We start from the raw sequence: 25,231 nt of genomic DNA on the forward strand, positions 1-25,231 counted from the left end.
AATAGGTTTAAAACGAAAACTAAAAATGAAGCTGAAAATCAGGAGCAGGTTTAAGAAAGATTACTTAAAACCCCATTCCCATACCTTTTATCCTTTTTATTTCCAGAGAATAAGTATCCAACCTGAACATTATTTCTTAGCGGCTGAAAATGAAATAAACTTGAAAAATGACTTTAAAAATACCAAAAGGTTAAAGAACTACATGTTTGAAGGTTTATATCTGGATGTTAACAGAACGTTACATTTAAGGAGGTTAACCCTGATTTTTTTCAGTGAAAAACCTCTTTCCAATAAAATAAAGTGTAAACCATAAGTTTTATAGCTAATAATTTTTAAACCAAGTATATTGGTGATTTTTTGGTAAAAAGGGCATTGCTCAGCGTCTCAGACAAGACAGGAATTGTGGAATTTGCGCGTGGGCTCGAAGCACTTGGCGTGAAGATTATCTCAACAGGCGGGACAGCAAAAATACTTCGCGATGCAGGTATTGAGGTTACTGATGTTTCGGAAATCACGGGTTATCCGGAGATGATGGGAGGAAGAGTCAAAACCCTCCACCCGAGGATTCACGGAGGGCTTTTGTGTCTCCGTGACAGCAAAGAACAGATGGAGGAAGCTGCAAAAGAAGACATTTCCCTTATTGATCTGATAGCTGTGAACCTGTATCCCTTTGAAGTAACTGTTGCCAGAGCCAATGTGGAGCTTGAAGAAGCCATTGAAAACATAGATATTGGAGGGCCTACTCTTCTCCGCTCTGCAGCCAAGAACTATCGCTCAGTAACGGTATTATCTGACCCCTCAGATTACGGGCATGTCCTTAAGGAACTGCGCTCAAGCGGAATAATATCGGAAAAAACCCGTGCTGAACTTGCGGTTAAAGCTTTCAGGCACACAGCAGACTATGATGCAGCTATTGACAATTATCTTAGCAAGACCCTGCTCAATGAAGAAATGCTCCGGCTGAAATTTACTGATGGTACAAAACTCCGCTATGGAGAAAACTGGCATCAGAAAGCCTATTTTTATAAAGACCCTGCAATAAAAGGTCCAAGTCTGGCAAAAGTTACCCAGCTCCACGGGAAAGAACTTTCTTATAACAACTATGTGGATGCGGATAATGCTCTCCAGACAGTCAAAGAACTGGGCAATGCTTCCCCTGCTGTGGCAATTGTAAAACATAATAATCCATGCGGACTTGCTACCGGAGAAACCCTTCTGGAAGCACTGCAGGCAGCCTGGGACGGAGATCCGATCTCTGCATACGGAAGCATAATCTGTTCAAACGAGACATTTGACCTTGAATCTGCAACTTTTTTGAATGGGAAATTCGTAGAAATTATACTTGCCCCCGATTTCAAGCCAGATGCCCTGGAGTACCTGAAAAAGAAAAGTGAAAACCTGAGACTCCTGAAACTTCCTGAACTCAGAGATGTTTTCGGAACGGAATACACCTACAAATATGTAATCGGAGGCATGCTTAAGCAGAGCCGTGACATAGGAGTATACGAGAAATGGGAGTCTGTCACTGAAGTTCCTTACCCTGAGAAAAAGCGTGCACTTTCAGAATTCTGCCTTAAAGCATGCAAAGCCACGAAATCCAATGCAGTAATCCTTGCTCATGAATATAAACCAGGTCAATTTATGGTGCTTGGTATGGGAGCAGGGCAGCCTAACAGGGTAGACTCTATCCGCAAACTGGCAGCCACAAAGGCAGTCGAAAACCTGAGGGTGATCTATGCACGTGAGCAGCCTGCTATCTCTTTTGAAGAATACTGCCAGAAGATCATGTCGGAATGTGTAATGGCTTCGGATGCTTTCTTCCCATTCGATGACAGCGTGGTTCATGCAGCAGAAAGTAACATCCGATATATTGTTTCCCCTGGCGGCTCGATCAGAGACAATGAGGTTATTGCTACTGCAAACAGACTCGGAGTTGCTATGGTCTTTACAGGCATGCGGCATTTCCTTCATTAAAAATAGAAACACAGAGGACTCAGCACAGGACTGAGTCCGGTATAAAGCTTCAGTACTCCTGCATCCGGGGGGCAGGGTACATCCCGTTTAACATATGTCTTTTATAATTTGCCAAAGTATTCAATTCATATTTATCCGCCTACTTTTATTAAGAATTTGTCGGAAAGCTGACTTTAGATCTCAATTTTTTGAGAATGATTTTCGACTTATATTTCGAATAGGTGGCCTGAAGATATGTGCCAATGAGATAAATTTATCTCAATAAGATAATCTTTTTTTTTATAAAGTCGGCAGATGATTGTCAGATTTGAATTTTGATTTTCGAAAGACAGATACACAAAATCCCCGCATATTGGAAAAAATTATTAAAGATTAGATATACTCTTGAAAAAGATAATATATATTGAATTCGTATACCATTCTAGCAATATTATATCACCTTGATATAACTGCAACCTCAATTCAATATAAAAGATGAGAAAAATTAAAAAAACTAGATTGCTTCTCCTGCAAATAATAGTTGGGGAGCTTACATAATTTCGAAAAAAACTTTCAAACTACTCCAAAGACATCATGAGAGAAAATGGGCGGATAAGTGTGAAATCAACCGGACTTTTAAGCATCCTGACTTTTTCAGAAAAAAGGAAAGACATCTTATTTTTACTTCAGGAGAGCCCCAAAACCCTTTCGGAGATTAAGGACTACTTCGATGTGAGATCACCTGAAATTTTACCTCGCCTGAAAGAAATGGAAACTGCGAATATGATCGTCAGGCAGGAAGGAATGTATAAATTGACTTCCCTGGGAAAAGTTTCAGCTATATATTACAAACCCTTCCTTGATACTCTGACAGCCATAGAAGCGAATGAAGACTTCTGGAGAGATCATGATATTACGGCAATCCCGGATACATTGTTAGGCAGAATTCAGGAACTGAAAGAGTGCAGGGTTATAAAAGATGAACATGAACATATTTATGATTCTCACAAAACATTTATGGATAATGTTCCTGCCTCTAACCGCTTCATTGGTTTTACGTCCATTTTTCTTCCAAGCTACCCATCGATGTTTCTCGAAATGGCTCAAAAAAATATCCCGATCTCCATAATTATGACGCCAAATGTCTTTTTTAAAATCAAAAGCGAGCATAATGCTGAAATTGAAGAGTTTCTTAAGTATAAACACACAAGCTTACATGTTTACGATACTGCAAAAGTAGCTTTTGTTGTAACGGACAGATTCATGTCTCTCTCTCTCTTTTTCAAAAACGGAACCTTTGATCCAAGGAGTGACCTTGTAGGTTTTGACTCGTCCTCGATAAAATGGGGAGAAGACCTTTTTAAGTATTACAAAGAAAACGCGGTTGAAATTAAGACACTATAAGCCAGAAGATAAAATTCATCCAGGGTTGCAGTTATTCTAAGAAGCTAAAAAACAGGAAAACAAAAGGGACATGGCTGAAGAGATACGGATCTTCAGTCTACCTGTTGAGTCTATTTAAGCAGCCCTAAACGAATTTTCAATGCTGATTTTAATGATTTTATTATAAGCTCGGGCTCTCAATGCAGATTGGAGCAAACTTTTCATAAGAATTTTTCAGAGAATTCAGCCTTTATGCAACTAATGCGCCTGCAATAATTCTTAATCCTGTAATGGATGTGGATTCTCCGTCAACGAGAAGGATTCTCTCCATATTTTGTGAAATAAATTCCTCACTTCCAGAGTAAGTAAATTTTTGAATACATATTAGTCCACAAATAAAACTATAGAGAATTATGAGCGGTTCAAAAGCAAGGGCTCCATGAATAAGTGCAATTCCTATTGCCATGTGAGAAAGCATGTGCATAGCAGTAAGGAGAGTACGGGTTTTCTTTGCTCCCAGGCTTACTGGAAGTGTCTTGATACCTGCAAGGGCATCTCCTTTAATATCCTTAAAATCGTAGATTGCAGAGTTAATAAAGAGTTTAACTCCAAAGAAGATAAAAACCATAACAATAGGAACAAGATCTCCACACCCGCTGCCCGCAAGTCCTGCAATGAAAATTCCCCATGTAAGCCCCACAACAATATTTTTTATTCCAAGCCCCCCCTTGAGTTTCAAAGCGAGCCTGCCGATTTTAATGCCTTTACTGTACAGATAGCCAGTTATAAAAGGTATGAATGCAAGTGCAAGCAATCCCTCTTTTGCAAGAATATAAGTTCCTATTAAAAAAGCCAGTAATGAAACTATGAGTCCAACTCTTTTATTTGAGCCGTTAAGTTCAGTTCGGTTTACAGAGTCTTCTTCGGATCCCAGAGCTCTGTCAAGGGTGTATACTGTATAAATAATTAAACCACCTGCAATGCAGGTTAGTATACTTGATTGAATGTGGAGTAATATAAATGCAAGATGTATTCTTAGTGCTCCAGAAAATGCAACTAAAATAGAACTTTTAAGCAGTTCTAAAGTAGCGTTTTTCTCGTGAGAATTAAGATGTATCGTCCTGCCGTGCTTGAAAATGTACCCAAAACTTCCTGAAAATACATTGGAGCTCATGAAACTAATAATGGTAGACTTTTAAATATTATTAATTCCATATAATATAGGAAGATAAGTATAACAAATAAATTACTTGTGAAATTGTATACGATTGAACTAACAATTAAAAGGATAAGTTAGCAATTATATTTATACAGATGAATCGCCCTGCTGCATTCGAAAAAGGCCAGGGAATAGGATCACAAAAAATGAATGATTAACGTACATTCTTTGGATCAAATGCCGGAGCCTGGAAAAGGACAGGGCAGATGACACAGAAGTGAAAAGGGCAGGGCAAATGTTATAGAAATGAAAAGGGCAGGGCAGATGAGGAGAAGGAAAATGAACAGGCAATCCTGATCTCTTTGTTTATAAAAGAGAATGTCTTATGGGAAACGAAAATTTGAAACTTTATGTCTGAACGTGTGAATAATAAATATAAATTAATTTCGCAAACTATTTTATTAGCGTTAAACGCGCATTAAAGCTGTATTAAAAGCATTGAAAGTTTCGGAATAGAGAATGAAATGAAAAAAGCGCGTATATAACAAAACCGGATTAGAATATGAAAATTAGATATATAATATAAGCAACATATGTTGTTAAAGGGATTTTACATGTGAAAACTGCTGCCCAGTATATAGTTCCTGATAAAAATATCTTAACCAATGGTTAATTTAAGGACAGAAACCAAAGACGGATCTTCCGGAAGCAAACTTTTGGGAAAAAAGACTTTGAGGGGCGATAAATGTGATTTCATCGGATTCGGATATCTCTGAAGGGGACAGGGACCAGCAAGATCTGAAAGGAAAGAAAGCGGATAACCCTGCGCAGGAAAGGATTCTTGAGCCTAAAACTTCAGACGGCTACAAAAAAACTGCCACTCTATGGCATTCTCAGAGAAGTGAGGAAATATATAGAGAGCTTGAAACTTCCCCCAGAGGACTTGAGCCTGAAGAAGCAGAAGTCAGACTCAAAGAATATGGAGAAAATACCCTTCCAGCAAGGAAGCCTCCGGGGCTTTTGGAAATAGTCCTCAATCAGTTTAAAAGCCCTTTAATTTATATCCTTCTTCTAGCAGGAATAATTGCTGCTCTTCTTGAAGACTTCACAGATGCAGGGTTCATTTTCCTTGTAGTTATCATCAATGCTGTAATCGGCACCATCCAGGAATGGAAAGCAGAACAGAGTGCATCACAGCTGCAGACAATCTTAAAAATTATGTCACGGGTCAGAAGAGGAGGGACCGAGATGGTCATTCCGGCTGAAGAGATAGTCCCCGGTGATATCGTCCTGCTAGAATCCGGGAACCGTATCCCTGCCGACCTTCGCATTCTCCGTGCCACAAACCTGACTGTTGATGAATCACTCCTTACCGGTGAATCCGCTGCTGTGCAGAAAACTGTGGAAGCACTTAAAGAAGATATTCCTGTAAATGACCGTCACAATATGGCATACGCCGGAAGTACTGCAATTACAGGACGCGGCTGTGGGGTTGTAACTGCAACAGGCACCCGAACCGAGGTTGGCAAAATTGCACGCGCAGTTACAGAAACAGTGTCAGCAAAACCTCCTCTCCTTATACGGATGGAAGAATTCGCCCGGAAAGTAGGAATTGCTGTGATCGCTGCGAGTGCGGTGATGAGCGCGGTTGCCCTTTATCAGGGGACTGCTCCTATAGAAGTTTTTTTCCTTGCAGTGGCACTCGTTGTATCAGCTATTCCAGAAGGGCTACCTGTAGGGGTTACGGTTGCACTTTCAATTGCATCCACCAGAATGGCCAGAAGAAATGTAATTGTCCGCAAACTTTCTGCGGTCGAAAGCCTGGGAAGCTGCACCACAATAGCAACCGATAAGACCGGGACTCTCACAGTTAACCAGCAGACAGCAAGAATGATCCTGTTACCTCCCGGAGAGTATTTTGAGGCTTCTGGAGAAGGGTATATCCCTGAAGGCGGGATAGAGAAGAAAGATGGAAACTCCCCTGATGCAGAAGATATGAAGAGACTCCAGGAGTTTGCGCTGGCTACTGTGATCTGTAATGAAGGAACTCTCTTTCAGGAAAATGGAATATGGATTCATCACGGGGATGCTATAGATGTAGCGTTCCTTACACTTGCATCCAAGATAGGGATAAATCTGGAAAAAGCAAGGAAAGAAGTGAAAATCATTGCCGAAGTCCCTTTCGAATCCGAAAGAATGTACGCAGCCGTATATTATCAGGAAAATAAAAGCGGACCTATCAGGGTAGCTGTCAAAGGGGCTATGGAAGCTATTCTCCCGTACTGTAAAACAATGAATACATCGGAAGGCACGATTCCGATTGACCCTGATGCTCTTAACCAGGAACTGAACTCCCTGATGGAGAAAGGGTACCGCGCTCTCGTTGTAGCTGAGGGTCAGGTCTCAGGAAAGGTTGAAGAAGCGCCTGAACTCAAGTCTGTAAAGCCAGAGCTTACGTTTCTTGGCATTGCAGCGTTCATAGATCCTTTGAGGCCCGATGTTACTGAAGCAGTCCGTACCTGTAAAAGGGCTGGAATTGATGTAATAATGATTACCGGTGACCACCCTAAAACCGCATTTGCGATAGCCAAAGAGCTAGACATAACTCACTCCAGAGAGGAGATGATTACGGGCAGAGAGATGGAGGATCTTGGAGATCCCGAACTTCCGGTCTTCATGTCTACGCTTGAGAAAATGCGAGTTTTCGCGAGGGTGACGCCCGTTCAGAAAATGCAGATTGTGGATTCTCTTGTCAGGAGAGGACATTTCGTTGCTGTTACCGGGGATGGAGTTAATGATGCACCTGCACTCAGAAGGGCAAATATCGGTGTGGCTATGGGGTCAGGTACCGATGTGGCGAAAGACACGTCTTCGATGATAGTAACTGACGATACATTCTCCTCAATTGTTGCAGGGGTTGAAGAAGGAAGGATTGCTTATGACAATATCAGGAAGGTTACTCTCCTTCTTATCTCAACCGGGCTTGCAGAAGTTATCCTTTTCATACTCGCTCTTTTTATGGGCTTGCCGATACCATTGTTTGCAGTGCAGCTCCTCTGGCTTAATCTCGTTACTAATGGGATTCAGGGTGTGGCACTTGCCTTCGAGGCAGGCGAGTCTGGAGCAATGCTAAGGAAGCCAAGAAGACCCGAAGAAGGGATATTTAATGAACTGATGATAAAACAGACATTGATCTCAGGAACAACCATAGCGATAGTAGCGTTTGCAATCTGGGTGTGGTTACTCGGAGAAGGGTACGAAGAAAACTGGGCAAGAAACCTGCTGCTGCTCCTGATGGTTCTCTTTGAAAATTTCCATGTCTTTAACTGCCGCTCCGAATACCGCTCTGCATTCCGGGTGCCTATCAGGAACAATTATTTCTTGGTTGCAGGCGTTATTATGATGCAGGGGCTACATATCACTGCCATGCACATACCTTTTATGCAGGGGCTTCTCGGTGTGAACCCGGTCACATTTCAGAGCTGGCTCAGCCTCCTCTTAATTGCTGCCACAATTATTATTGTGATGGAAATATTCAAAAAATTAAGGGCTGCCCGCGACAAAGATGTTGTAGCATGAGGGCTACCTTAATAGCTAAAAAAGCCCTCAAAATTTCTTTATTTAAAATGAAGAAACTTTTCATCACGCCTTTCCTCCTGTACTTCTTACCCTCTGGACAAATGCCCCCATTCTCTTTTTCAAGTGTTTCCTGAGGGCAAGACCCGAGGATTTCTTCCTGCTCAGTAATAGAAAAGAGAGCGGCTAGTAAAGATAGTGAAAAACGAGAAATTGAGACATGGGAGTAAAAGGTTTTAATATAAAAAAAGGGCTGAAAAGCCCAAAATAAGAATTTACGATTACAAGCGTTTTTCAGAGAGGAATTATCTTTTTCCCAAATGATTCATTCAGAACCTGGCCCATAGCAGTATAAATAGCTGCAAGCCCTGTGAAAATCCCCTCATAACCTGCGACCTTGATTATTGCCGCATCGCCCAGATAGTTCCCCGCGGCAAGCAGGAAGAAGAGAATAGTAAGGGCAAGGAAAACGACCTGCAGTGCTCTCGTTGCTTTTAATGTACCTATGAACATGTACAGGGTGAAAAGTCCCCACATAAAGAGATATGCGGCAAAGGCTGGCTTGGACATAGCTAGACCTGCGAAATTATCTCCTAATTTGGGAAGCAGGTTTATTCCTACGAGGGTGAGCCAGAAAAGCCCATATGACGTAAAGGCCGTGGTTCCAAAAGTATTACCTTTCTTCCACTCCATGATTCCGGCAATTACCTGGCCTAATCCACCGTAGAAGATGCCCATAGAAAGGATCATCGCATCCATCGGATAAAAGCCAGCATTGTGTATATTCAAAAGCACAGTTGTCATTCCGAATCCCATTAAACCCAGGGGAGCAGGGTTCGAGGATAAATCCTTTAGTTTTATATCAGTAATATTCATAACATCTCTAACTTCATGACTCACGAAATCCAACCTCCTTCCGTTAGACCAGGAATAAATCCCGAACGTCTAAAAAAAACATAAAGACAATCTGCTGTTTTTGAGGTTACCTTTTACCTCTTGAAGGAATATGTCATTGTTAATAGTTATAGAGTTTACGATACGGTTACAGAAGGAAAATAAAAACTGATGATTTCCCTGAGATCTCAGTTTAATAAAACGAGGCAATGCGTTTTTAGATTGAAATTCCTTCAATTTTATGCGCGAATTTCCATTAAAAGGAATCTCAATTGAATAAGAAAAAAGATGATGCCGGTTAACGAAATGAGGAAAACATTATCAGTTAACCCTTATAGAACTGACAATAGAATTAATGAAAAAAAGAAAGAAAGGTAAAGTTGAAATCTTTATTCAGGTTGCTGTTAAGGTTCTGAAAGGGCTTGTCAAAGGGGCTTCAGAAGCATAAAAGCCATAGTAATATTCATCATAAAGCCTACCGTACAGGAAAACATTAATGTATCTTCCAGGGAATTTTTTGCCGCGCCTTCACTAAGTATCCTATGATAGCAATGAAACACCAGAAGCTGAAAAAGTAAAGGCATAGTTGCCGCATATTCCCTGGCTCAATCTGGCTGGTTACAGTCCAGAAGCAGTTAACTCAGAATAAGAATTCGCGAAAATGTCAGAGAGGCGTCCTGCAGGTACGGACATATATCAGCCCGATAAAAAACTCAGGAAGCGAACTGGCCAAAGCTGGCTATCCATCGATAAGTCATAATTATCAGGCTCCTGTTCACCAGGTCAGTCCGCAGCCCGAAGGTCTGTCAGGCCGTGAGTGCTTGAAGATATCTTTGAGTAGCTGCCTGATAGAGATTTATTCTCGAAGGTTCCAGATAAAAAAGTGTGTAGTCTTGCAGGCGCCAAAAAAATGTAAAAATTGTTTTTTGGCTTTACTCCTCGACCTTCACAGGTTTTATATTTTTTTCTATCTCACGTTCAGTTTCCCTGGAAATCTCTTTCATGCCGTGCTCATTGGCCATATGGGCTCTTGCATGTTCCATGGCCTCCTCTTTTGTCTTTGCCTGAACACGGAAGCCACACTGATGTTCTATATCTCTGCAGCAAAATAGCATGTATTCGACATCTGGCATAAATACCCCCCTAAATATCTATTCAGCAAATATTGATTTTTAGATGAATGAATATTTTATTAATGGCTCTTGCTATTTTTGATCTTGAAAAAAATCCCGGGATCAAATACAGCATAGACCTATAATCTCATTTTATGCTTTTCGTATTTTAAGCCTTCATTAATGTAATACCTGAAATTGCAAAAAGGAAAATAAAAAAATTAAACAGAAGGCTTCTTTGTCTCACTCGTTGAAACAGCTTTGGAAGCAGCCGCTGCGGGCGGCTTCAGTAGCACAAAGGCCAGGACTATTCCAAATGCTGACAGCACAGCAACGTACGGGAAGACATCAACGTATCTGCCCAGAATATCTTTTGCCGCCCCTGCCATCAAATTTCCTATGATAGCGCCGACACCGTAAGCTGTGAAGATTAAGCCATAATTACGCGCGTAGTCCTTGGTGCCGAAGTAACTGGCTGTAGCTGCGGGTGCAATAGCCAGCCAGCCGCCCAGACAGAGCCAGAGAAGTGAGAATGCTATAGTGTACATATTGACGGATGTAGGATTCAGGTAAACCAGCAGGGATGCAATTATAATCAGAACATATGATAGAATGGCGGCTCTTGGCGGAGTTAGCTTATCTGTCAATGTGCCGAAGAGAGGCCTCCCCCCTGCATTACAGATTGCGAATGGCAGAATAAGGTTAGTCATCAGCACACCTGCAGCCAATTCGTCAATTCCTGAATTTCCAGCGATCTCCATACCTGCGGGTTTGGCAACACCTATAGCCATGAGCCCGGCAAGAGCACCTATAGTGTAGCAAATCCAGAGACCGTAAAATGACTTGGTTTTTATCATCTCTTCTCTTGTAAAATCAGTTTTCGCAATACCTGCAACCGCTGCAGGTGGATTCCAGCCTCTCGGACACCATCCTGCAGGTGGGAAGACGAGAAACATTGAGAGAACTACAATCAATGCAAGGAAACCTATCCCCAGGAAACGAAATGTATTGAATATTCCGAAATTTGCGGTCAGCATATCCGCTACTTTCCCTGTGACAAATGCAGAAAAACCGAATCCCAGCAGTGTAAGCCCTACTGCAAGACCTCGCTTATCCGGGAACCACCTTGCAGAGGTTGTAATCGGGCATCCATAAGCAATGCCAACGCCTGCGCCTGCAACGAGCCCGTACAAAAGAGCCAGGGTTATCGGCGAGGTTGCAAATGAGGCCAGAATCCAGCCCAGCCCTACGATAACCCCACCAATCATTCCCACCTTTCTGGGTCCCAGGCTTTCTATGTACCTGCCAACAAGTGGCATGGTCACCGCAAACACGGCCAGGGATACAATATAAGGCAGCTGCATCTCAATTGCGCTGACCGTCAGACCGAAGCCTCCGGCTGATACAGGATTCGTGAAAATTTCCCTCAATGGTACACTGAGTATACTATAAGCATAAACGGCACCCAGACAGAGTTCAATAATAGTGCCTATAATAACCAATATCCATCGTCCCGACTCGGCGGGCATGCCTAATATCTTAACATCGTTTGCCATAAGTTTAACACCTCGAAAGAAAGTTACTTCATCTTTTCAATTCGGGCAATAAACGTCGAAAGACTTACGCAGTTGAAACGAAGGATAATGGCGTTATACTTTCTATCTGTATAGATATCGAAACCGAAATTATGCTGGCTTATTTTTGACCTTATGCGTAAGTCTTGCATTGAGCTGATTTGCAAATATTCAGCCTGCAAATATCGGTTTACTGAGATCATTATAGTGGGATCTGCAGTGAAACACTAACCAATAAGAAAAAAAGCCTGATCAACAGCCAGTAATTAAAATCCGGTAAATGGGATTTATTTGAAAATAAATGGTTACTGGTATTATCTTACTCACAGACCGAATAGTTGCTCCAGTTATTAAAAGACCTGTGCAAGTTTAGTTTCAGTAATCCCCCATTATTCTACTCGGTTCATCCTGTATTTAAACTTGATGGCGATTTATCAGCATTATTCATTATAATTAGAGAGTGATTGTTTCACAGACTAATAATAGAATCTGAACTCTGCAATTAACCATAAAACGTATCAAAAGAAATATTACCGCCCCTTGCAATCGATTATTAGGAATCTTTTCCTGTGGGAATCGGTATGATGGTGATCTCTTTTGATGAGAGTGCCAGAAATACCAGAAAGGGGTGGTGTTAGTATGTTGAGGAGTAATCCAAAGACTTCGTGGAATAGCACAGAGCGCATGCCGACAGTATCAGCGACTGCTTACGTGGATGATTCAGCTATTCTCATAGGGGACGTAAGGATTGGTGATAATGTATATGTTGCGCCTGCAGTCTCACTCAGGGCAGACGAGGCTTATCCTATCATTATAGGGGACGAATGTAATATCCAGGACGGTGTGGTTTTTCATGGCCTTGAGGGGAGCTCCATTGAGCTTGGAAAGCGTGTCTCAATAGCTCACGGCGCTGTAGTCCACGGTCCAATGAAGATCGGCAATGACAGTTTTGTAGGTTTTAACGCGGTGGTGCACGCATCGACCCTGGGAGAAAAGTGCTTTGTAGCTCATGGGGCGGTGGTTATAGGTGTGGAGCTTGCTGATGGCAAGTTTGTACCGCCTGCTACTCTGGTGGATACACAGTATAAAGCTGATACACTTGGATATACCCCGGACAATCTCAGATACTTTAATGACGAAGTGATCAGGGTAAATAAAGAATTTGCTGCCAGCTACCGTTTGAAGTCCAGAGTAAGGAAAATAGGAGTCAGGTAAAGGCGTCCCTTTTCGCGCGCTGCAATAAGCCTTATACGCGGTCGTTGTTACTATACGCGGTCGTTGTTACAGTTCAGGAAATAGGGATGATACACCAGCATAATTAGCGTAGCTGAGGAAGGAATCACGTAAACCCCCCATAATAGAAGCATTGCAGAGGCATTTCTGTAAAATAGCATGGGTCTGCATAATTTTTTTCACTACGAAAGAAGGGGTACAGATATTGATGGATTTTAAATTGATCAAGTGCAAATTTAAAAGTAGAACGATAATGAAAAAAAGGCGCTGCGGACAGGAAAACTGCGCCTGAACGGCTATTTCATCGGGATAGTCTTCAACTTATAATGTAATAACTAGAGAATTATTCACTTTTATTACTGTCATAAAATACAATTTTGACTTTTTCTTCCGTAATCAATCCTTGAGTAATTACCTCATCTAACTTTGGTTTGATCTTTTCGATATTTTCTTCAAGATCAGTGACTTCAATGAGTATTGGTAAATCAGTTGATAAGCGGAGTATAGAAGTTGTATGGATAAGGCTACGTTTTCCAAATCCCATAATACCTCTAAATACGGTTGCTCCTGCTATTCCTTCTGCTTTAAGCATTTCAACAATATACGTGTAAAGAGGCTTACCTTTGTAGCGGTAAGATTCTCCTATATATATTCTCAATAATATGGCTGTGGATTCTCTTTTCATGCATTTCCCTCAGTAGTTTCCAATATGTCCGCTTTCATTTAACTTCCTCTCAAGAAGTAAGTGCTAATGCTCAAAGCAACAATCTTGCCAAAATACACAGCCATTATAGAAAACAATACTGTTGATACTACATTTATTGCCATTAGCATCAACTTTGAGTCATCAAGTAATCGAAATGATTCATAACCAAATGTTGATAATGTTGTGAAAGCTCCCATAATACCAATTGTCAGAAATATCCTGGTTTCGTTACTAAACAAACCCTGGTATTCAGAAAGGTACATAATTAAGCCTAATAAGAAACTACCAATAGTGTTTATGGTTAGCGTACCCACTGGGAAATTAATAAAACCGTTCTGTATCCATCCACCTAATGTATATCTTAAAATAGCACCAATGAAGCCGCCTATACCTACAAGTAAAATAGTATACACAATAAAGCCTCAATAATTGATGTAGAAGTCATCAGCGTAAGCGGTTTAGACTGAAGAGTCCAGGCGGACTTCATCACCTACGGGACACATCTTTCCTGTCATTAAATAAATAATTTGTGCTCTGTAGTACTTTTAACAATGGGATAATAGACAGGCCAAATTGTGGAAAATAGTAAAGTAGTGGATATCTTGAAAGCATAATCGTCCTGATATATAGGAGCTGCACGTTTATACGGCATGAAATTTAAGGAGCTTACTGAAGTGATAAATTAATAATTAGCAACAGGTATCTTATTCTTATTGTCGCTATCATAGAATACAATTTTGACTTTTTCTTCCGTAATCAATCCTTGATTAATTACTTCATCTAACTTTGGTCTGATCCTATCAATATTCTCTTCAAGGTCAGCGACTTCAATCAGTATTGGCAAATCAGTTGATAGGCGGAGTATAGAAACTGTATGAATAAAGCTGTGTCTTCCAAACCCCATGATACCTCTAAATACAGTTGCTCCTGCTATTCCTTCAGCTTTTAGCATTTCAACAATATGCATGTATAGCGGCTTGCCTTTGTACCGGTCAGATTCTCCTATAAATATTCTCAATAATATGGCTGCGGACTCTCTTTTCATTTGAGCTTCCCCTCAATAGTTTTCGCTTAACCCTTTTCATTTTTATCCCTCAAAAAAATGCAAAATTTAAAGTTGCTTTCATGTGTAATATTGGCGAGTATAGAAAATAATATTGTCGATACTACATTAAAAATCATGATATTCATGAAGGTAATTTAAAGACTTAATAGGCTTTACACAGTTGAGATGCATTTTTAAATATGTTTTAAACGGAATTACAGTTTTGGACCAAATATCGAATTTTTGGACATCTACATATCAAAGGTTAAAATTAAATGCATGCATGGGATATTTGATGCCATACTTCAAAACTAGGATATTATAAAAGATTTTACTATTGTCACAGCAAATTTTAAGTACATACCCCGTAGTAATACCTTATTGCATAGGCAATGGAGTCTGCCTTGAACCGCTTGTGTAGCTAATGACTCCTACCATATAGGGAGGGAGTTCATGCAAGCGGACGCAATTCCACTTATTACAGGAGCTTTGATTCTACTAGCAAGCGTTATTTCGTTAAAGCTGGGTCTGTCAGTTGCTATTATCGAGCTAATTATTGGTGCGCTGGCAGGTAACCTGGGAATACTGCAGACTGAAGACTGGATGATTTTTATTGCTACTTTTGGCGGTATTATCCTGACTTTTCTTGCCGGGACAGAGATCGATACAAAACTAATGCGAGAAAAGTTCAAGGAATCTTTTCTTATAGGAGCCATGTCGTTTGTGGTCCCTTTCATTGGCGTGTTCCTGTTCACTTATTATCTAGCTGGCTGGAATCTGTCAGCGTCGCTAATTGCCGGAACAGCCTTATCAACAACTTCTCTGGCGGTTGTATATTCGGTACTTGTCGAGACTGGACTGTCGAGGACGCAAATCGGTAAGATTTTGATGGCATCAACGTTTTTTACTGATATGGGGACAGCTATCGCCTTGAGTGTATTATTCGTCAAACCAACTGTATACACAGTTGTGTTCATCACGGTTTCATTGATTGTGATTTATCTGGCAGTCAAATTTTCTCACCATGTGTTTCACAATCCCCTCCTGAAAAACAAGGTCATTGAGCCTGAGATCAAATACCTGCTCCTCTTGCTGTTAATATTCATTTATTTCGCCAATCTGGGAGAGGGACAGGCCGTGCTGCCTGCGTTTGTTCTGGGGCTGCTCATGTCCCGGCACTTCGTGGAGACTTCGGAAACGAAGGAAGTCAGGAACCGACTGAGGACGGTAGCCTATGCTGTCATCACGCCCATATTTTTCATAGTCGGCGGCATGAAAATTTCTGTGCCCCTGATTATAGGGGCATCAGGAATCTTTGTGATTCTATTTGCCATCAAGATAATCACGAAATTCGTTGGTGTATTCTTTCTTGCAAAGAAGTACATACCTGGCGGAAGTATGTACACAACGCTCCTGATGAGCACTGGTTTGACTTTCGGGACAATAGCAAGCGTGTTTGGGCTTACAGCTGGTTATATTGATAATGTTCAATATTCGGTCCTTGTCGGCGTGGTAATTGCCAGTGCAGTAATACCCACTTACATCGCTCAGAAATGGTTTAAGCCGGTTCATTCAGAAGACATCCTAGACTTGAATGGCAGCTTTAACGGTAAGCCTGAGACTATGACTCCGGAAAGTGCATACCAGGTTCTGATTTCAGAGCCCTGTCAGAAAAAATGATAACTGCAATTGTTACAAAGAATACAGTTGAAAGCAACAAATAATTGGAAGTGTTGGTATGACTGAAAGACAGGTCGAAAGTGTACTTATAGAAATTCCGAAAGGAAGTCGGAATAAATATGAGTACGATAAGGAAAAGAAGGTAATTAAATTCGACAGAATGCTTTTTTCTTCAATTGTATACCCCTGTGACTATGGTTTTTTCCCCGACACCCTGGCTCTTGACGGTGACCCTCTGGATGCCATGTTATTGACGTGGGAATCTACATTTCCGGGCTGTGTAATAGATGTATATATTGTAGCACTGTTTGACATGGAAGATGATAAAGGAAGAGATCAAAAAATACTCTGCGTTCCAAAGAATGACCCAATGTGAAATTATATTGAGACTGTTGATCGGGTTCCGCCTCATCTATTCAGGGAAATCACTCACTTTTTCCAGAATTATAGGGTTTGGAGGACAAACGAGTGAAAGTTATCGGTTGGGAAAGCCTCGAAACGGCAGTCACTGTACTTCAGGAAGCTAAATACCGGTATATTGAGCAGAAGAAATAACCGTAAAAAATTATGAAGACTTCTGACTTTAAGATCTTAAGACCTGGGCAGTTGCAGGTACTTTATACCATTCAGTTATAACATTCACAATTTCACAGTAAACTCAAATTTTATCCAGGTCTGTTCCGACCCACTATTAAAAGGAGAAAGGGATACGGGAAGTGTAACTCGATGAATACAACTATACAAAAGATTCATGCAAGGGAGATTCTTGATTCGCGGGGAAACCCGACTGTTGAGGTAGATATCGTACTTCAGGATGGGACAAAGGCAAGAGCTGCGGTTCCTTCCGGAGCATCGACAGGGAAATACGAAGCCTTCGAACTTCGTGACCGCGACCCAAAGCGTTATGGTGGGAAAGGCGTGCTCACTGCTGTTACCAATGTGAACGGGGATATCGCCAATGCTCTCATCGGACTGGATGCAGGGGATCAGAAACTTATTGACCTGACAATGATTGAACTTGATGGCACACCGAATAAAGGAAGGCTCGGTGCAAACGCTATCCTTGGTGTATCCATGGCGGCAGCCCGGGCTGCTGCACAGGCAAACGGACTCCAGTTATACGAATACCTGAGTGAAGACCGGCGCTACCTACTGCCTGTCCCGATGATGAACGTAATGAACGGTGGAGTACATGCACAGTGGCAGGGTGCTGATTTTCAGGAGTATATGATTGCACCCCTTGGTGCTCCCAATTTCCGGACAGCCCTGCAATGGGGTGCTGAAACGTACCGTGCATTACAGAAAACCCTGCAAAAGAAAGGCTATCCGACAGCAGTAGGAGATGAGGGTGGCTTTGCACCAAAAGTCGCGTCCAACGAAGAACCACTGGAACTCATCACTCTTGCAATCGAAGAGGCAGGATACCAGCCCGGAAAGGATATTGCCATCTCTCTTGACCCGGCATCAAGCGGTTTCTATCACTATGGACAGTACGAACTGAAGCGGGAGCAAAAAGCCCTGACCCCTGAAGATATGATAAAGTATTACCAGATGCTTGTGGAAAACTACTCCATCATCTCGATCGAGGACGGACTGGCCGAAGAGGACTGGACTGGGTGGAAGATGTTGACAAAGGAACTTGGGGATCGGATTGAACTGATTGGGGACGACATCTTCGTTACTTCTCCAGCACTTGTTAAGCGAGGGATTAAAGAAGGGATTGCAAACTCAGTGCTGATTAAACTGAACCAGATCGGAACAGTAACCGAAACACTTGAAACCATGCAGCTGGCAAAGAGTGCAGGCTGGGGCTTGAATGTATCCCACCGGAGCGGTGAGACAGTTGACTCATTCATCTCTGATTTCACTGTTGCAACAAGAGCCGGTAAGCTCAAAACCGGTGCCCCCAGCCGGGGGGAAAGGATAGAGAAATACAACCAGCTCCTCAGGATAGAAGAAGAACTCGGGAACAGGGCAGTATATGCTGGTAGGAAAGCTTTTGTGCGAGGATAAGGGTCCGCACAGTGTTCCCGGACAGAGGACAAAAAAAAGGTATTAAAAATGGAAAGATCCAGGTTATGTCAATTAAAAGCCTGAAAGCTTTCGATGATGCTGGAGGTTTACCCCACCCAGCAAAGTCATCTTTTCTGGGTAAAATTGAATGACCAGGTTTGTATGATATGACAGCCGGGCAACACTCTGATTCTTTGAATGAGCACCAGTCACATTACCTTCTTGTTACCTGCCAGCATATCGACAAGATTCTCAGTGATGTTGAAGAAATCCTGAATGAGTCAACAGCGAAGGCTGCATTTCCTTCGTACTTTTCAGATCTCACCCCAGTACAAAGAAAAACGATTGAGGATTATATTTCACATATCCGCGCTCGTCTTATTCAAATACTCGAAGGGCAAGGAGTTAACTATAAACAGACAGGCATTCCTGCTTCAAAAGCCATCCGTAGCAGGCTCTATTCTATTGATATTGCAGCAGAAGAGCTGAAACCAAAACACATGCGGGGTTATGGGGAGATATCCGATACTGTTGCAACAGAACTGAATGGAATTGCAGGGGAGCTACAGGGACTGGTAACGCGGCTTGATGGATATCTTGGAGAAGGCATTGGGCAGGACTTAAGGACACGCCTGAAAAGGCTGGAAGATGCAGGTAATGACCTTGAACTTCTTTCCAGGATTGAACAGGTTGTAACAAAACGAGGGTTAGTCGAATTCCGGGGAGCAATCGATTCTATTCTCGATCGAGCCGAAGACCGAAGTTTTGAGATTGCAGTGTTCGGACGTGTTAGTTCCGGGAAGTCATCGTTGCTGAACGCCGTTCTTGATGCGCATGTGCTGCCTGTGGGCGTGACCCCGGTTACGGCTGTTCCTGTCCGCATCACCTGCGGCGAAAAAGAGGCTCTAGAGGTTTCATTTGCTGATTCCCAGAAAAAAACATATGAAGTTCTCAGGCTCGCAGAGTTCGCAACGGAACAGCAAAACCCGGGAAACACAAAACACGTAGCACGTGTAACTGTAACAATTCCGTCACCACGTCTCTGTAACGGAATCTCCTTTGTTGATACCCCAGGTCTTGGGTCCTTTGCAACCAGCGGAGCAGCCGAAACACTTGCATACCTGCCAAAATGCGATCTCGGGGTAGTACTGATAGATGCAGGGTCAACATTAACAGAGGTAGATTTGCGGACTATTTTAGCACTGCAGAAAGCAATGATTCCCGCACACGTCCTCCTCAGTAAAGCAGACCTTCTGAATCAGCAGGACTGCGAAAAGACGGTTGAATACATCAGGCAGCACATTATCTCGGAAGCCGGTCAGGATCTGTCAGTCTATCCTGTCAGTGTCCAGCCTTCACATCTTCACCTGTTAAACCAGTGGTTTGAGAAAGACATCTTTCCTTTTTACAGCCGATCACAGAAGCTCAGGAAATTATCGCTGCAGATAAAGATTGGTGCACTGAAGGAATCGATAGTGTCCATTTTGCAAAATAAGATCCGGCAGAATCCACGTTCATCAGCAGAAAATAAGCAGGTAATGCCCGAAGTCGAGGCCCGCCTGCTCAAGGCAACAGGATTGATCGAAGAGACACGCTCCGCATGTGAACGAGAGATCCAGAAAACAGAGAGCAATATTCCGGATGTCTTTTTTACAGTGGCTGTAAGCATTATAGAGCCTCAGTCGCAAAATGAATACTCAGGGATTAAGCCGGAAAACATAATCCATACTGCTATCCTCAGGGTAGTGCAGGAGCAGGCAAAGACTATCCAGGGCCTTATCGAGACTCTTGCCCTCCGACTGCAGAATGAACTGGTGAAAAGCGCTGAGGAACTAACAATCGCTGAAATTCCAATTGCTGAAATTCCGGGAAAGGATGAATTCCTGTCATTTATACGGGATATGCCGGTATTCGACCCCGGAACAATTCAGGTCAGTGTACAAAAATCCATGTACTCAGCACTTCTGGGAAAGAAATTTGCCGAGAAGGAACTGGCAAAACAAATCCGCCAGCAACTAGGAAAATCTTTTGAAAATTCTCTCTTCAGCTATCTTAATCTCTTGAGAGACTGGAGCAAAGCAATAACTGGCGAGATTGGCCAGCGGTTTGAGACATATGCCGAACTCTACAGGGCACAGGCAGAGCGGTCATCCGGGAAGCATGAATTGAAATTGGAAGAAGTTCGTGCCATTGAAGATGACCTTATATTGCTTGGAGGTCTGGTTCTCGACAATATCACTGATGCAGGAAATTAAGACCTGCGCGATAAATGGCTATTATATGGTGTTCCAAAGCTATGCATAAGAAAATCCCTTAATCAGAATGCAGTGAATGAATCTGTATGTCAGGAAAGATTCATAATCAATATTCACTAAAACAAAAATTGTAACTTCAGAGTAGCAACTCAATTTAAAGGTGGGATAATGGATAAGAGAACAAAAAATGGCTTAATTCCACCGTCTGGGACGCTTCATTAACGAGTTTTCTCTCGAATTTAGAGCATGAATCAGTAACCGTATTGCTGCCATCCTTTCTTGCCTCATTAGGAGCCCCTATATTCTCCCTGGGGTAATCGAAGGGTTGAGCGACGGATTTTCAAGCTTTGCCAAACTATTTTCAGGATATTATTCGGACAAACTGGGGAAGCGTAAGGAAATCGCCACATTCGGATATGTAGCTACGGGTATTTTCCCTGCAATTATTGCAATCTCAATGTCATGGACAGTTGTGCTTATCGGTAGAATATTTGGCTGGATGGGCAGGGGGATAAGGGGTCCCCCACTTGACGCTATACTGGCAAAATCGATACAGGAAAAAGGTTTTAGAAAGGCTTTTGGAATGCATCGTGCGGGAGATACGCTGGGCGCAATGGTAGGACCTGCACTGGCATTTGTTCTCGTAATACGGATTGGAATAAGAGATATAATCTGGCTTGCAATGATACCTGGCATCTCGCTGCAGTAGTTTTTGCAGTAGCAGCAAGGGAAAGAAGTCCGGCTTCCACCAAAAGAAAGAAAAATATCCTGGAATCCATGAGTGAATTTTCACCAAAATTTAGGAAATTTCTCTCCGCAGTTTTTCTTTTCAAAATAGCCGATTTCTCGCATACGATGCTAATCCTCTTCGCCGTAACTATGCTAACACCAGGTACGGGATTTTTATAGGCAACTTCTTCAGGAGTCCTCCTTTATGGACTGAGAAATGTTGCTTATGCAGCCGCATGCTTCCTTTCGGAGTGCTCGGAGACGGGCTCGGTAGAAAGAAAATGCTGACTTTGGGATGCGCCCTGGCCGTCCTAACGTTTATGAGATTTATAATACTGCCTCCCAATATCGTTATCTGTGGATTACTATTCGCTCTGGCAGGCATTTACATAGTAGCCGAAGATAATCTGGAGGGTGCCGTATCAGGGCAGATGGAGGAAGAGCAGCACCTGGCACTTGGTTTCGGCGTACTGGCTGCCATTAATGGAATAGGCGATTTCATTTCCAGTTTTGTTGTTGGAATCTTATGGAGTATCTTCGGATTCGCTGCCGGGTTCGCATTTGCAGCGGTAGTAGGCACAGCCGGGGCCCTTGCGCTGATAGGGGGAAATAAATCTGCTGAACGGCTGTGAAGACATACTTTAGATATTTGAAGGTAAAAACTCTCGAAATACACGGATTATAAGGATTTACAATAACCTATTTATTGACAGGTGCGGAATTCCCTTCATATGACTCAGGCGAGAAAACCTCTTATGCTCATGATACTTGACGGCTGGGGCTACAGGGAAGATAAAGATGGAAACGCTATCCTGGCAGCCAGAACACCGAACCTTGACCAGCTTCTGAAAGAATGCCCCTCATGCTTTTTAGAAACCTCAGGTGAGGCCGTAGGGCTTCCGGAAGGTCAAATGGGGAACTCTGAAGTTGGCCATCTGAACATAGGAGCAGGAAGAGTTGTTTATCAGGACCTTACGAAAATAAACGTCTCTATCAGAAACGGAGACTTTTTCAAGAATCCCGTTTTGCTGGAGGCAATTTCTAACGTGAAGCTCAATGATTCAAGCCTGCACCTTATGGGGCTTGTCTCTTACGGAGGCGTTCACAGTTATATGACCCACCTTTATGCCCTCATTAAACTTGCACAGGAAAAAGGGTTAAAAAAAATATATATACATGTTTTTCTGGACGGGAGAGATGTTCCTCCTAAAGCTGCTCTTGCAGATGTCAGGGAGCTTGATGCTTTTTGTAAGGAGAACCAGAGTGCAAAAATAGCGACAGTACAGGGGCGCTATTATGCAATGGATAGAGATAAACGCTGGGAAAGAACAAAGCTTGCTTACGATTCTTTAACTCTTGGAGTCGCCCCATATAAAGCAGCAGATGCCGTAACTGCAGTTTCTGAAGCCTATAATAGAGGAGAGACTGATGAATTTATAAAACCTACTGTAATCACTGACACGGAAGGAAATCCAGAAACAGTCATCCGGGACAATGATTCAATAATCTTTTTTAATTTCAGGCCGGACAGGGCAAGGCAGCTTACCTGGGCTTTTGTAAAGGATGACTTTGAAGGTTTTGCCAGGGAAAAGCGCCCGAAAGTCCGTTATGTCTGCATGGCACAGTACGATGAAAACCTCGATTTGCCTATTGCATTTCCGCCAGAAGAACTGACAGACGTACTTGGCAAAGTGTTGAGCGACCGCGGCCTTACCCAGCTCCGCATCGCCGAAACCGAAAAATATGCCCATGTGACCTTTTTCCTTAACGGCGGGCAGGAAAAATGCTATGAAGGAGAAGACCGCTGCCTGATCCCTTCGCCAAAAATTGCCACCTATGACCTCAAGCCCGAAATGAGCGCATATGAGGTTACGGACGAGGTGGTCAGGAGAATTCAGTCAGGGAAATACGACGTTATTATACTCAACTTTGCAAACATGGACATGGTAGGGCATACAGGAATTTTTGACGCCGCAGTAAAGGCAGTTGAGACAATAGATAACTGCGTTGGCAGGATTGTAGAAGCCCTGAAAACTGCAGGAGGGGCAGCCCTTATAACTGCAGACCACGGAAACGCCGAACAGATGGAAAACCCGAATACAGGAGAAGCTCATACTGCTCATACTTCAAACCATGTAAGGTGCGTTTATACAGGAAATGGTAAAGTAAAAGCCCTTGATAATGGAAAACTGTCCGACCTTGCCCCAACTCTCCTTGATCTTCTCGGAATCCCGAAACCCGAAGAGATGACAGGAAGATCATTAATTTTGAAAGAATAATTGTAAATAAGAGATGAAAAGGAATAGTTAAGAACGAAAAGAAGTAATGAAGAACGAAAAGAAGTAGTAAAGAATAAAAGGCATAGTGAAGAATGAAAAGTATTGATGAAAAATCAGTGCTTCTTATTTTTCAGTGAATTTTTTTCTCTTCCTGCTTCCGTTTAATCATGTAGAGGGCCGAGTTTTTTTCTCAAATTTCATTTCTCCTTTTGCTTCTATCGATCCATTCTGGATTACTTCTCCTTATTTCATAAGCCTGGTTCATTAAGCAAAATTTCTTAACCTGTTTTATATAATAAGGGACTTCCCGCGCAGGATTATTTTAAAAAGGTTAAATATCACCAGTCACAATAGAAAGTAAAGATGAAAAGGACAGTATAAACTTTTAACTGCCCGGGGTTTGCTACACATGATCAAAATAACTACTCCCTGCCGAATTCATATGACTCTTATTGACATGAATGGAGAAATCGGAAGAGTCGATGGAGGTGCAGGACTGACCCTTTCCTCTCCGAATATAAGGATTACAGCGGAAGAAGCCGAGGAAGTCAGTATTGAAGGTCTGCAAGATTTTGCCGATCGAATGAAAAAAGCTGCAAAAGCCCTGCTGCCCGAAGGAAAGGGAATCAGAATCAATGTAAATGAAGCGTACCCAGCCCATGTGGGTTTCGGGTCAGGAACTCAATCCTCCCTGGCAGCAGCAGCAGCTGTAAACGAACTCTACGGTCTTGGGAAGAGTGTTAGAGAACTTGCACTTACAGTAAAAAGAGGAGGAACTTCAGGTATAGGGGTAACCGCTTTTGAAAAAGGAGGATTTATAGTTGACGGAGGGCACAAATTCAAAGATAAAGGAGGTTTTATGCCATCGGCTGCCAGTCAGGTGCCTCCCGGGCCAGTGCTCTTTCGAGAGGATTTCCCTGACTGGGACATCGTGGTAGCAATCCCCAATGAAAAGGGAATGCACGACCAGGAAGAAATCGATACCTTCAAAAAATTCTGCCCTCTGCCTGTAGAGGAAGTCAGGGAAATTTGCCATGTGGTGCTCATGCAGATGATGCCTGCCGTAATAGAGGAAGATATCGAGAGTTTCGGAGCTGCAATAAATCATGTCCAGACTGTCGGCTTTAATAAAAGGGAGAGCCTTATCTGGCCGGATTTTGTAAAGAATATTGCTTCTTTCCTGCGCAGCCAGTGTTATGGAGCCGGAGTAAGTTCATTTGGGCCCGTAGTTTATGCTCTTGTAGACAATAAAGAAGAAGGAAGGCAGCTTCAAACAGAGGTCCAGAAAATGCTTGACGAGACCGTAGGTGGAGTCACAATGTTGACCCGAGCCAGAAACAGCGGAGCAGAGATATCTGAAATCTGAGTTTGATAAGCCTGAAGCCTGAGTGGATAATTTTAATATGTTTTAATTATTGGGATCTTAAAACTCAATGAGAACCAATACAGAAGGCTTCGGGCTCGATTCCTGGAACCGATGGAAAATCCCTCCCGGCGCTCCATAGGGATCTACGTGCACGACAGGGTTTGAAAATAGTCCAGGCCGTGTAGTAGATTATGCCTCTTTTTTAATGACTCATAAGCTGCAACTGGGGGCTAAAAAATAAGGGAAACAATGAATAGGGCTGTAAGGTTTTCTG

The 25,231-nt window shown here is 42.5% G+C and carries 20 protein-coding genes and 2 riboswitches; of the genes, 13 read left to right on the forward strand and 7 right to left on the reverse strand.

Annotated elements, in window-relative coordinates; all coding sequences use genetic code 11:
* Positions 1 to 25 precede the first annotated feature (25 nt).
* The 3 genes from RSJ42_RS13835 to RSJ42_RS13845 all read left to right on the forward strand — a co-directional run bounded on the left by RSJ42_RS13835 (position 26) and on the right by RSJ42_RS13845 (position 3,357).
* Entirely contained in the window at positions 26 to 313 is a 288-nt protein-coding gene (locus RSJ42_RS13835) for a hypothetical protein (protein WP_410507853.1), read from the forward strand.
* A gap of 44 nt (positions 314 to 357) precedes the next feature.
* Positions 358 to 1,974 (forward strand): bifunctional phosphoribosylaminoimidazolecarboxamide formyltransferase/IMP cyclohydrolase, encoded by a 1,617-nt coding sequence (gene purH, locus RSJ42_RS13840; RefSeq protein ID WP_410507854.1) that lies wholly within the window; start codon positions 358 to 360, stop codon positions 1,972 to 1,974.
* A 573-nt stretch (positions 1,975 to 2,547) separates the two neighbouring features.
* On the forward strand, positions 2,548 to 3,357 hold the full coding sequence (locus RSJ42_RS13845) for a helix-turn-helix transcriptional regulator (RefSeq protein WP_410507855.1): 810 nt from the start codon (positions 2,548 to 2,550) through the stop codon (positions 3,355 to 3,357).
* A 229-nt stretch (positions 3,358 to 3,586) separates the two neighbouring features.
* Here the strand turns inward: RSJ42_RS13845 and RSJ42_RS13850 are convergent, their stop codons facing one another.
* Positions 3,587 to 4,510, reverse strand: a complete 924-nt coding sequence (locus tag RSJ42_RS13850) for a UbiA family prenyltransferase (RefSeq protein ID WP_410507856.1) — start codon at positions 4,508 to 4,510, stop codon at positions 3,587 to 3,589.
* Positions 4,511 to 5,242: 732 nt separating this feature from the next.
* On the opposite strand from RSJ42_RS13850, the gene RSJ42_RS13855 reads away from it, so the two are divergent.
* Positions 5,243 to 8,074: a cation-translocating P-type ATPase gene (locus RSJ42_RS13855; RefSeq protein ID WP_410507857.1), complete on the forward strand. Its 2,832-nt coding sequence runs from the start codon at positions 5,243 to 5,245 to the stop codon at positions 8,072 to 8,074.
* A 291-nt stretch (positions 8,075 to 8,365) separates the two neighbouring features.
* On the opposite strand, the gene RSJ42_RS13860 is transcribed toward RSJ42_RS13855, so the two are convergent.
* The 3 genes from RSJ42_RS13860 to RSJ42_RS13870 form a co-directional block, all read right to left on the reverse strand.
* Positions 8,366 to 8,947 (reverse strand): acetate uptake transporter, encoded by a 582-nt coding sequence (locus RSJ42_RS13860; RefSeq protein ID WP_410510376.1) that lies wholly within the window; start codon positions 8,945 to 8,947, stop codon positions 8,366 to 8,368.
* Between the two features lie 950 nt (positions 8,948 to 9,897).
* Positions 9,898 to 10,098 carry a DUF1059 domain-containing protein gene (locus RSJ42_RS13865; RefSeq protein WP_410507858.1) on the reverse strand — a complete coding sequence of 67 codons (201 nt, stop codon included), beginning with the start codon at positions 10,096 to 10,098 and terminating at the stop codon, positions 9,898 to 9,900.
* 200 nt (positions 10,099 to 10,298) lie between these two features.
* Positions 10,299 to 11,633 (reverse strand): OFA family MFS transporter, encoded by a 1,335-nt coding sequence (locus RSJ42_RS13870; protein WP_410507859.1) that lies wholly within the window; start codon positions 11,631 to 11,633, stop codon positions 10,299 to 10,301.
* A 657-nt stretch (positions 11,634 to 12,290) separates the two neighbouring features.
* On the opposite strand from RSJ42_RS13870, the gene RSJ42_RS13875 reads away from it, so the two are divergent.
* Complete coding sequence (locus RSJ42_RS13875; RefSeq protein ID WP_410507860.1) at positions 12,291 to 12,866, forward strand: DapH/DapD/GlmU-related protein; 576 nt, start codon at positions 12,291 to 12,293, stop codon at positions 12,864 to 12,866.
* A gap of 361 nt (positions 12,867 to 13,227) precedes the next feature.
* Here the strand turns inward: RSJ42_RS13875 and RSJ42_RS13880 are convergent, their stop codons facing one another.
* The 3 genes from RSJ42_RS13880 to RSJ42_RS13890 all read right to left on the reverse strand — a co-directional run bounded on the left by RSJ42_RS13880 (position 13,228) and on the right by RSJ42_RS13890 (position 14,635).
* Positions 13,228 to 13,569 carry a DUF190 domain-containing protein gene (locus tag RSJ42_RS13880; protein WP_410507861.1) on the reverse strand — a complete coding sequence of 114 codons (342 nt, stop codon included), beginning with the start codon at positions 13,567 to 13,569 and terminating at the stop codon, positions 13,228 to 13,230.
* A gap of 38 nt (positions 13,570 to 13,607) precedes the next feature.
* Positions 13,608 to 14,003, reverse strand: coding sequence for a fluoride efflux transporter CrcB (crcB, locus tag RSJ42_RS13885; protein ID WP_410507862.1), 396 nt, complete (start codon positions 14,001 to 14,003; stop codon positions 13,608 to 13,610).
* A gap of 15 nt (positions 14,004 to 14,018) precedes the next feature.
* A riboswitch (Fluoride riboswitch) is annotated at positions 14,019 to 14,090 on the reverse strand.
* 182 nt (positions 14,091 to 14,272) lie between these two features.
* Positions 14,273 to 14,635, reverse strand: a complete 363-nt coding sequence (locus tag RSJ42_RS13890; RefSeq protein WP_410507863.1) for a DUF190 domain-containing protein — start codon at positions 14,633 to 14,635, stop codon at positions 14,273 to 14,275.
* A 379-nt stretch (positions 14,636 to 15,014) separates the two neighbouring features.
* Positions 15,015 to 15,076, forward strand: a riboswitch (Fluoride riboswitch).
* Between the two features lie 12 nt (positions 15,077 to 15,088).
* Between RSJ42_RS13890 and RSJ42_RS13895 the strand changes: the two genes are divergently transcribed.
* From RSJ42_RS13895 to RSJ42_RS13930, 8 genes are all read left to right on the forward strand, one after another.
* Entirely contained in the window at positions 15,089 to 16,315 is a 1,227-nt protein-coding gene (locus RSJ42_RS13895) for a cation:proton antiporter (RefSeq protein ID WP_410507864.1), read from the forward strand.
* 58 nt (positions 16,316 to 16,373) lie between these two features.
* A complete protein-coding gene (locus tag RSJ42_RS13900; RefSeq protein WP_410507865.1) occupies positions 16,374 to 16,691 on the forward strand; it encodes an inorganic diphosphatase in 318 nt (105 codons plus the stop codon).
* Between the two features lie 350 nt (positions 16,692 to 17,041).
* Positions 17,042 to 18,328, forward strand: a complete 1,287-nt coding sequence (eno, locus tag RSJ42_RS13905; protein WP_410507866.1) for a phosphopyruvate hydratase — start codon at positions 17,042 to 17,044, stop codon at positions 18,326 to 18,328.
* A gap of 167 nt (positions 18,329 to 18,495) precedes the next feature.
* A complete protein-coding gene (locus RSJ42_RS13910) occupies positions 18,496 to 20,583 on the forward strand; it encodes a dynamin family protein (RefSeq protein ID WP_410507867.1) in 2,088 nt (695 codons plus the stop codon).
* Positions 20,584 to 20,908: 325 nt separating this feature from the next.
* A complete protein-coding gene (locus RSJ42_RS13915; protein ID WP_410507868.1) occupies positions 20,909 to 21,292 on the forward strand; it encodes an MFS transporter in 384 nt (127 codons plus the stop codon).
* Between the two features lie 256 nt (positions 21,293 to 21,548).
* Positions 21,549 to 21,944, forward strand: coding sequence for an MFS transporter (locus RSJ42_RS13920; RefSeq protein ID WP_410507869.1), 396 nt, complete (start codon positions 21,549 to 21,551; stop codon positions 21,942 to 21,944).
* A gap of 99 nt (positions 21,945 to 22,043) precedes the next feature.
* A complete protein-coding gene (gene gpmI, locus RSJ42_RS13925) occupies positions 22,044 to 23,591 on the forward strand; it encodes a 2,3-bisphosphoglycerate-independent phosphoglycerate mutase (protein ID WP_410507870.1) in 1,548 nt (515 codons plus the stop codon).
* 409 nt (positions 23,592 to 24,000) lie between these two features.
* Complete coding sequence (locus tag RSJ42_RS13930; protein ID WP_410507871.1) at positions 24,001 to 24,957, forward strand: beta-ribofuranosylaminobenzene 5'-phosphate synthase; 957 nt, start codon at positions 24,001 to 24,003, stop codon at positions 24,955 to 24,957.
* Positions 24,958 to 25,231 lie beyond the last annotated feature (274 nt).

The sequence above is a fragment of the Methanosarcina hadiensis genome, from assembly GCF_046529725.1.
Classification (GTDB): domain Archaea; phylum Halobacteriota; class Methanosarcinia; order Methanosarcinales; family Methanosarcinaceae; genus Methanosarcina; species Methanosarcina hadiensis.

Coding starts and splice junctions, on each gene's coding strand:
- RSJ42_RS13870 (WP_410507859.1), bottom strand. CDS start 11,633: ATGGCAAACGATGTTAAGATATTAGGCATGCCCGCCGAGTCGGGACGA.
- RSJ42_RS13880 (WP_410507861.1), bottom strand. CDS start 13,569: ATGAAAAGAGAATCCACAGCCATATTATTGAGAATATATATAGGAGAA.
- RSJ42_RS13890 (WP_410507863.1), bottom strand. CDS start 14,635: ATGAAAAGAGAGTCCGCAGCCATATTATTGAGAATATTTATAGGAGAA.
- RSJ42_RS13875 (WP_410507860.1), top strand. CDS start 12,291: ATGTTGAGGAGTAATCCAAAGACTTCGTGGAATAGCACAGAGCGCATG.
- RSJ42_RS13860 (WP_410510376.1), bottom strand. CDS start 8,947: ATGAATATTACTGATATAAAACTAAAGGATTTATCCTCGAACCCTGCT.
- eno (WP_410507866.1), top strand. CDS start 17,042: ATGAATACAACTATACAAAAGATTCATGCAAGGGAGATTCTTGATTCG.
- RSJ42_RS13930 (WP_410507871.1), top strand. CDS start 24,001: ATGATCAAAATAACTACTCCCTGCCGAATTCATATGACTCTTATTGAC.
- gpmI (WP_410507870.1), top strand. CDS start 22,044: ATGACTCAGGCGAGAAAACCTCTTATGCTCATGATACTTGACGGCTGG.
- RSJ42_RS13910 (WP_410507867.1), top strand. CDS start 18,496: ATGACAGCCGGGCAACACTCTGATTCTTTGAATGAGCACCAGTCACAT.
- RSJ42_RS13835 (WP_410507853.1), top strand. CDS start 26: ATGAAGCTGAAAATCAGGAGCAGGTTTAAGAAAGATTACTTAAAACCC.
- RSJ42_RS13845 (WP_410507855.1), top strand. CDS start 2,548: ATGAGAGAAAATGGGCGGATAAGTGTGAAATCAACCGGACTTTTAAGC.
- RSJ42_RS13865 (WP_410507858.1), bottom strand. CDS start 10,098: ATGCCAGATGTCGAATACATGCTATTTTGCTGCAGAGATATAGAACAT.
- RSJ42_RS13900 (WP_410507865.1), top strand. CDS start 16,374: ATGACTGAAAGACAGGTCGAAAGTGTACTTATAGAAATTCCGAAAGGA.
- RSJ42_RS13895 (WP_410507864.1), top strand. CDS start 15,089: ATGCAAGCGGACGCAATTCCACTTATTACAGGAGCTTTGATTCTACTA.
- RSJ42_RS13850 (WP_410507856.1), bottom strand. CDS start 4,510: ATGAGCTCCAATGTATTTTCAGGAAGTTTTGGGTACATTTTCAAGCAC.
- RSJ42_RS13920 (WP_410507869.1), top strand. CDS start 21,549: ATGCTTCCTTTCGGAGTGCTCGGAGACGGGCTCGGTAGAAAGAAAATG.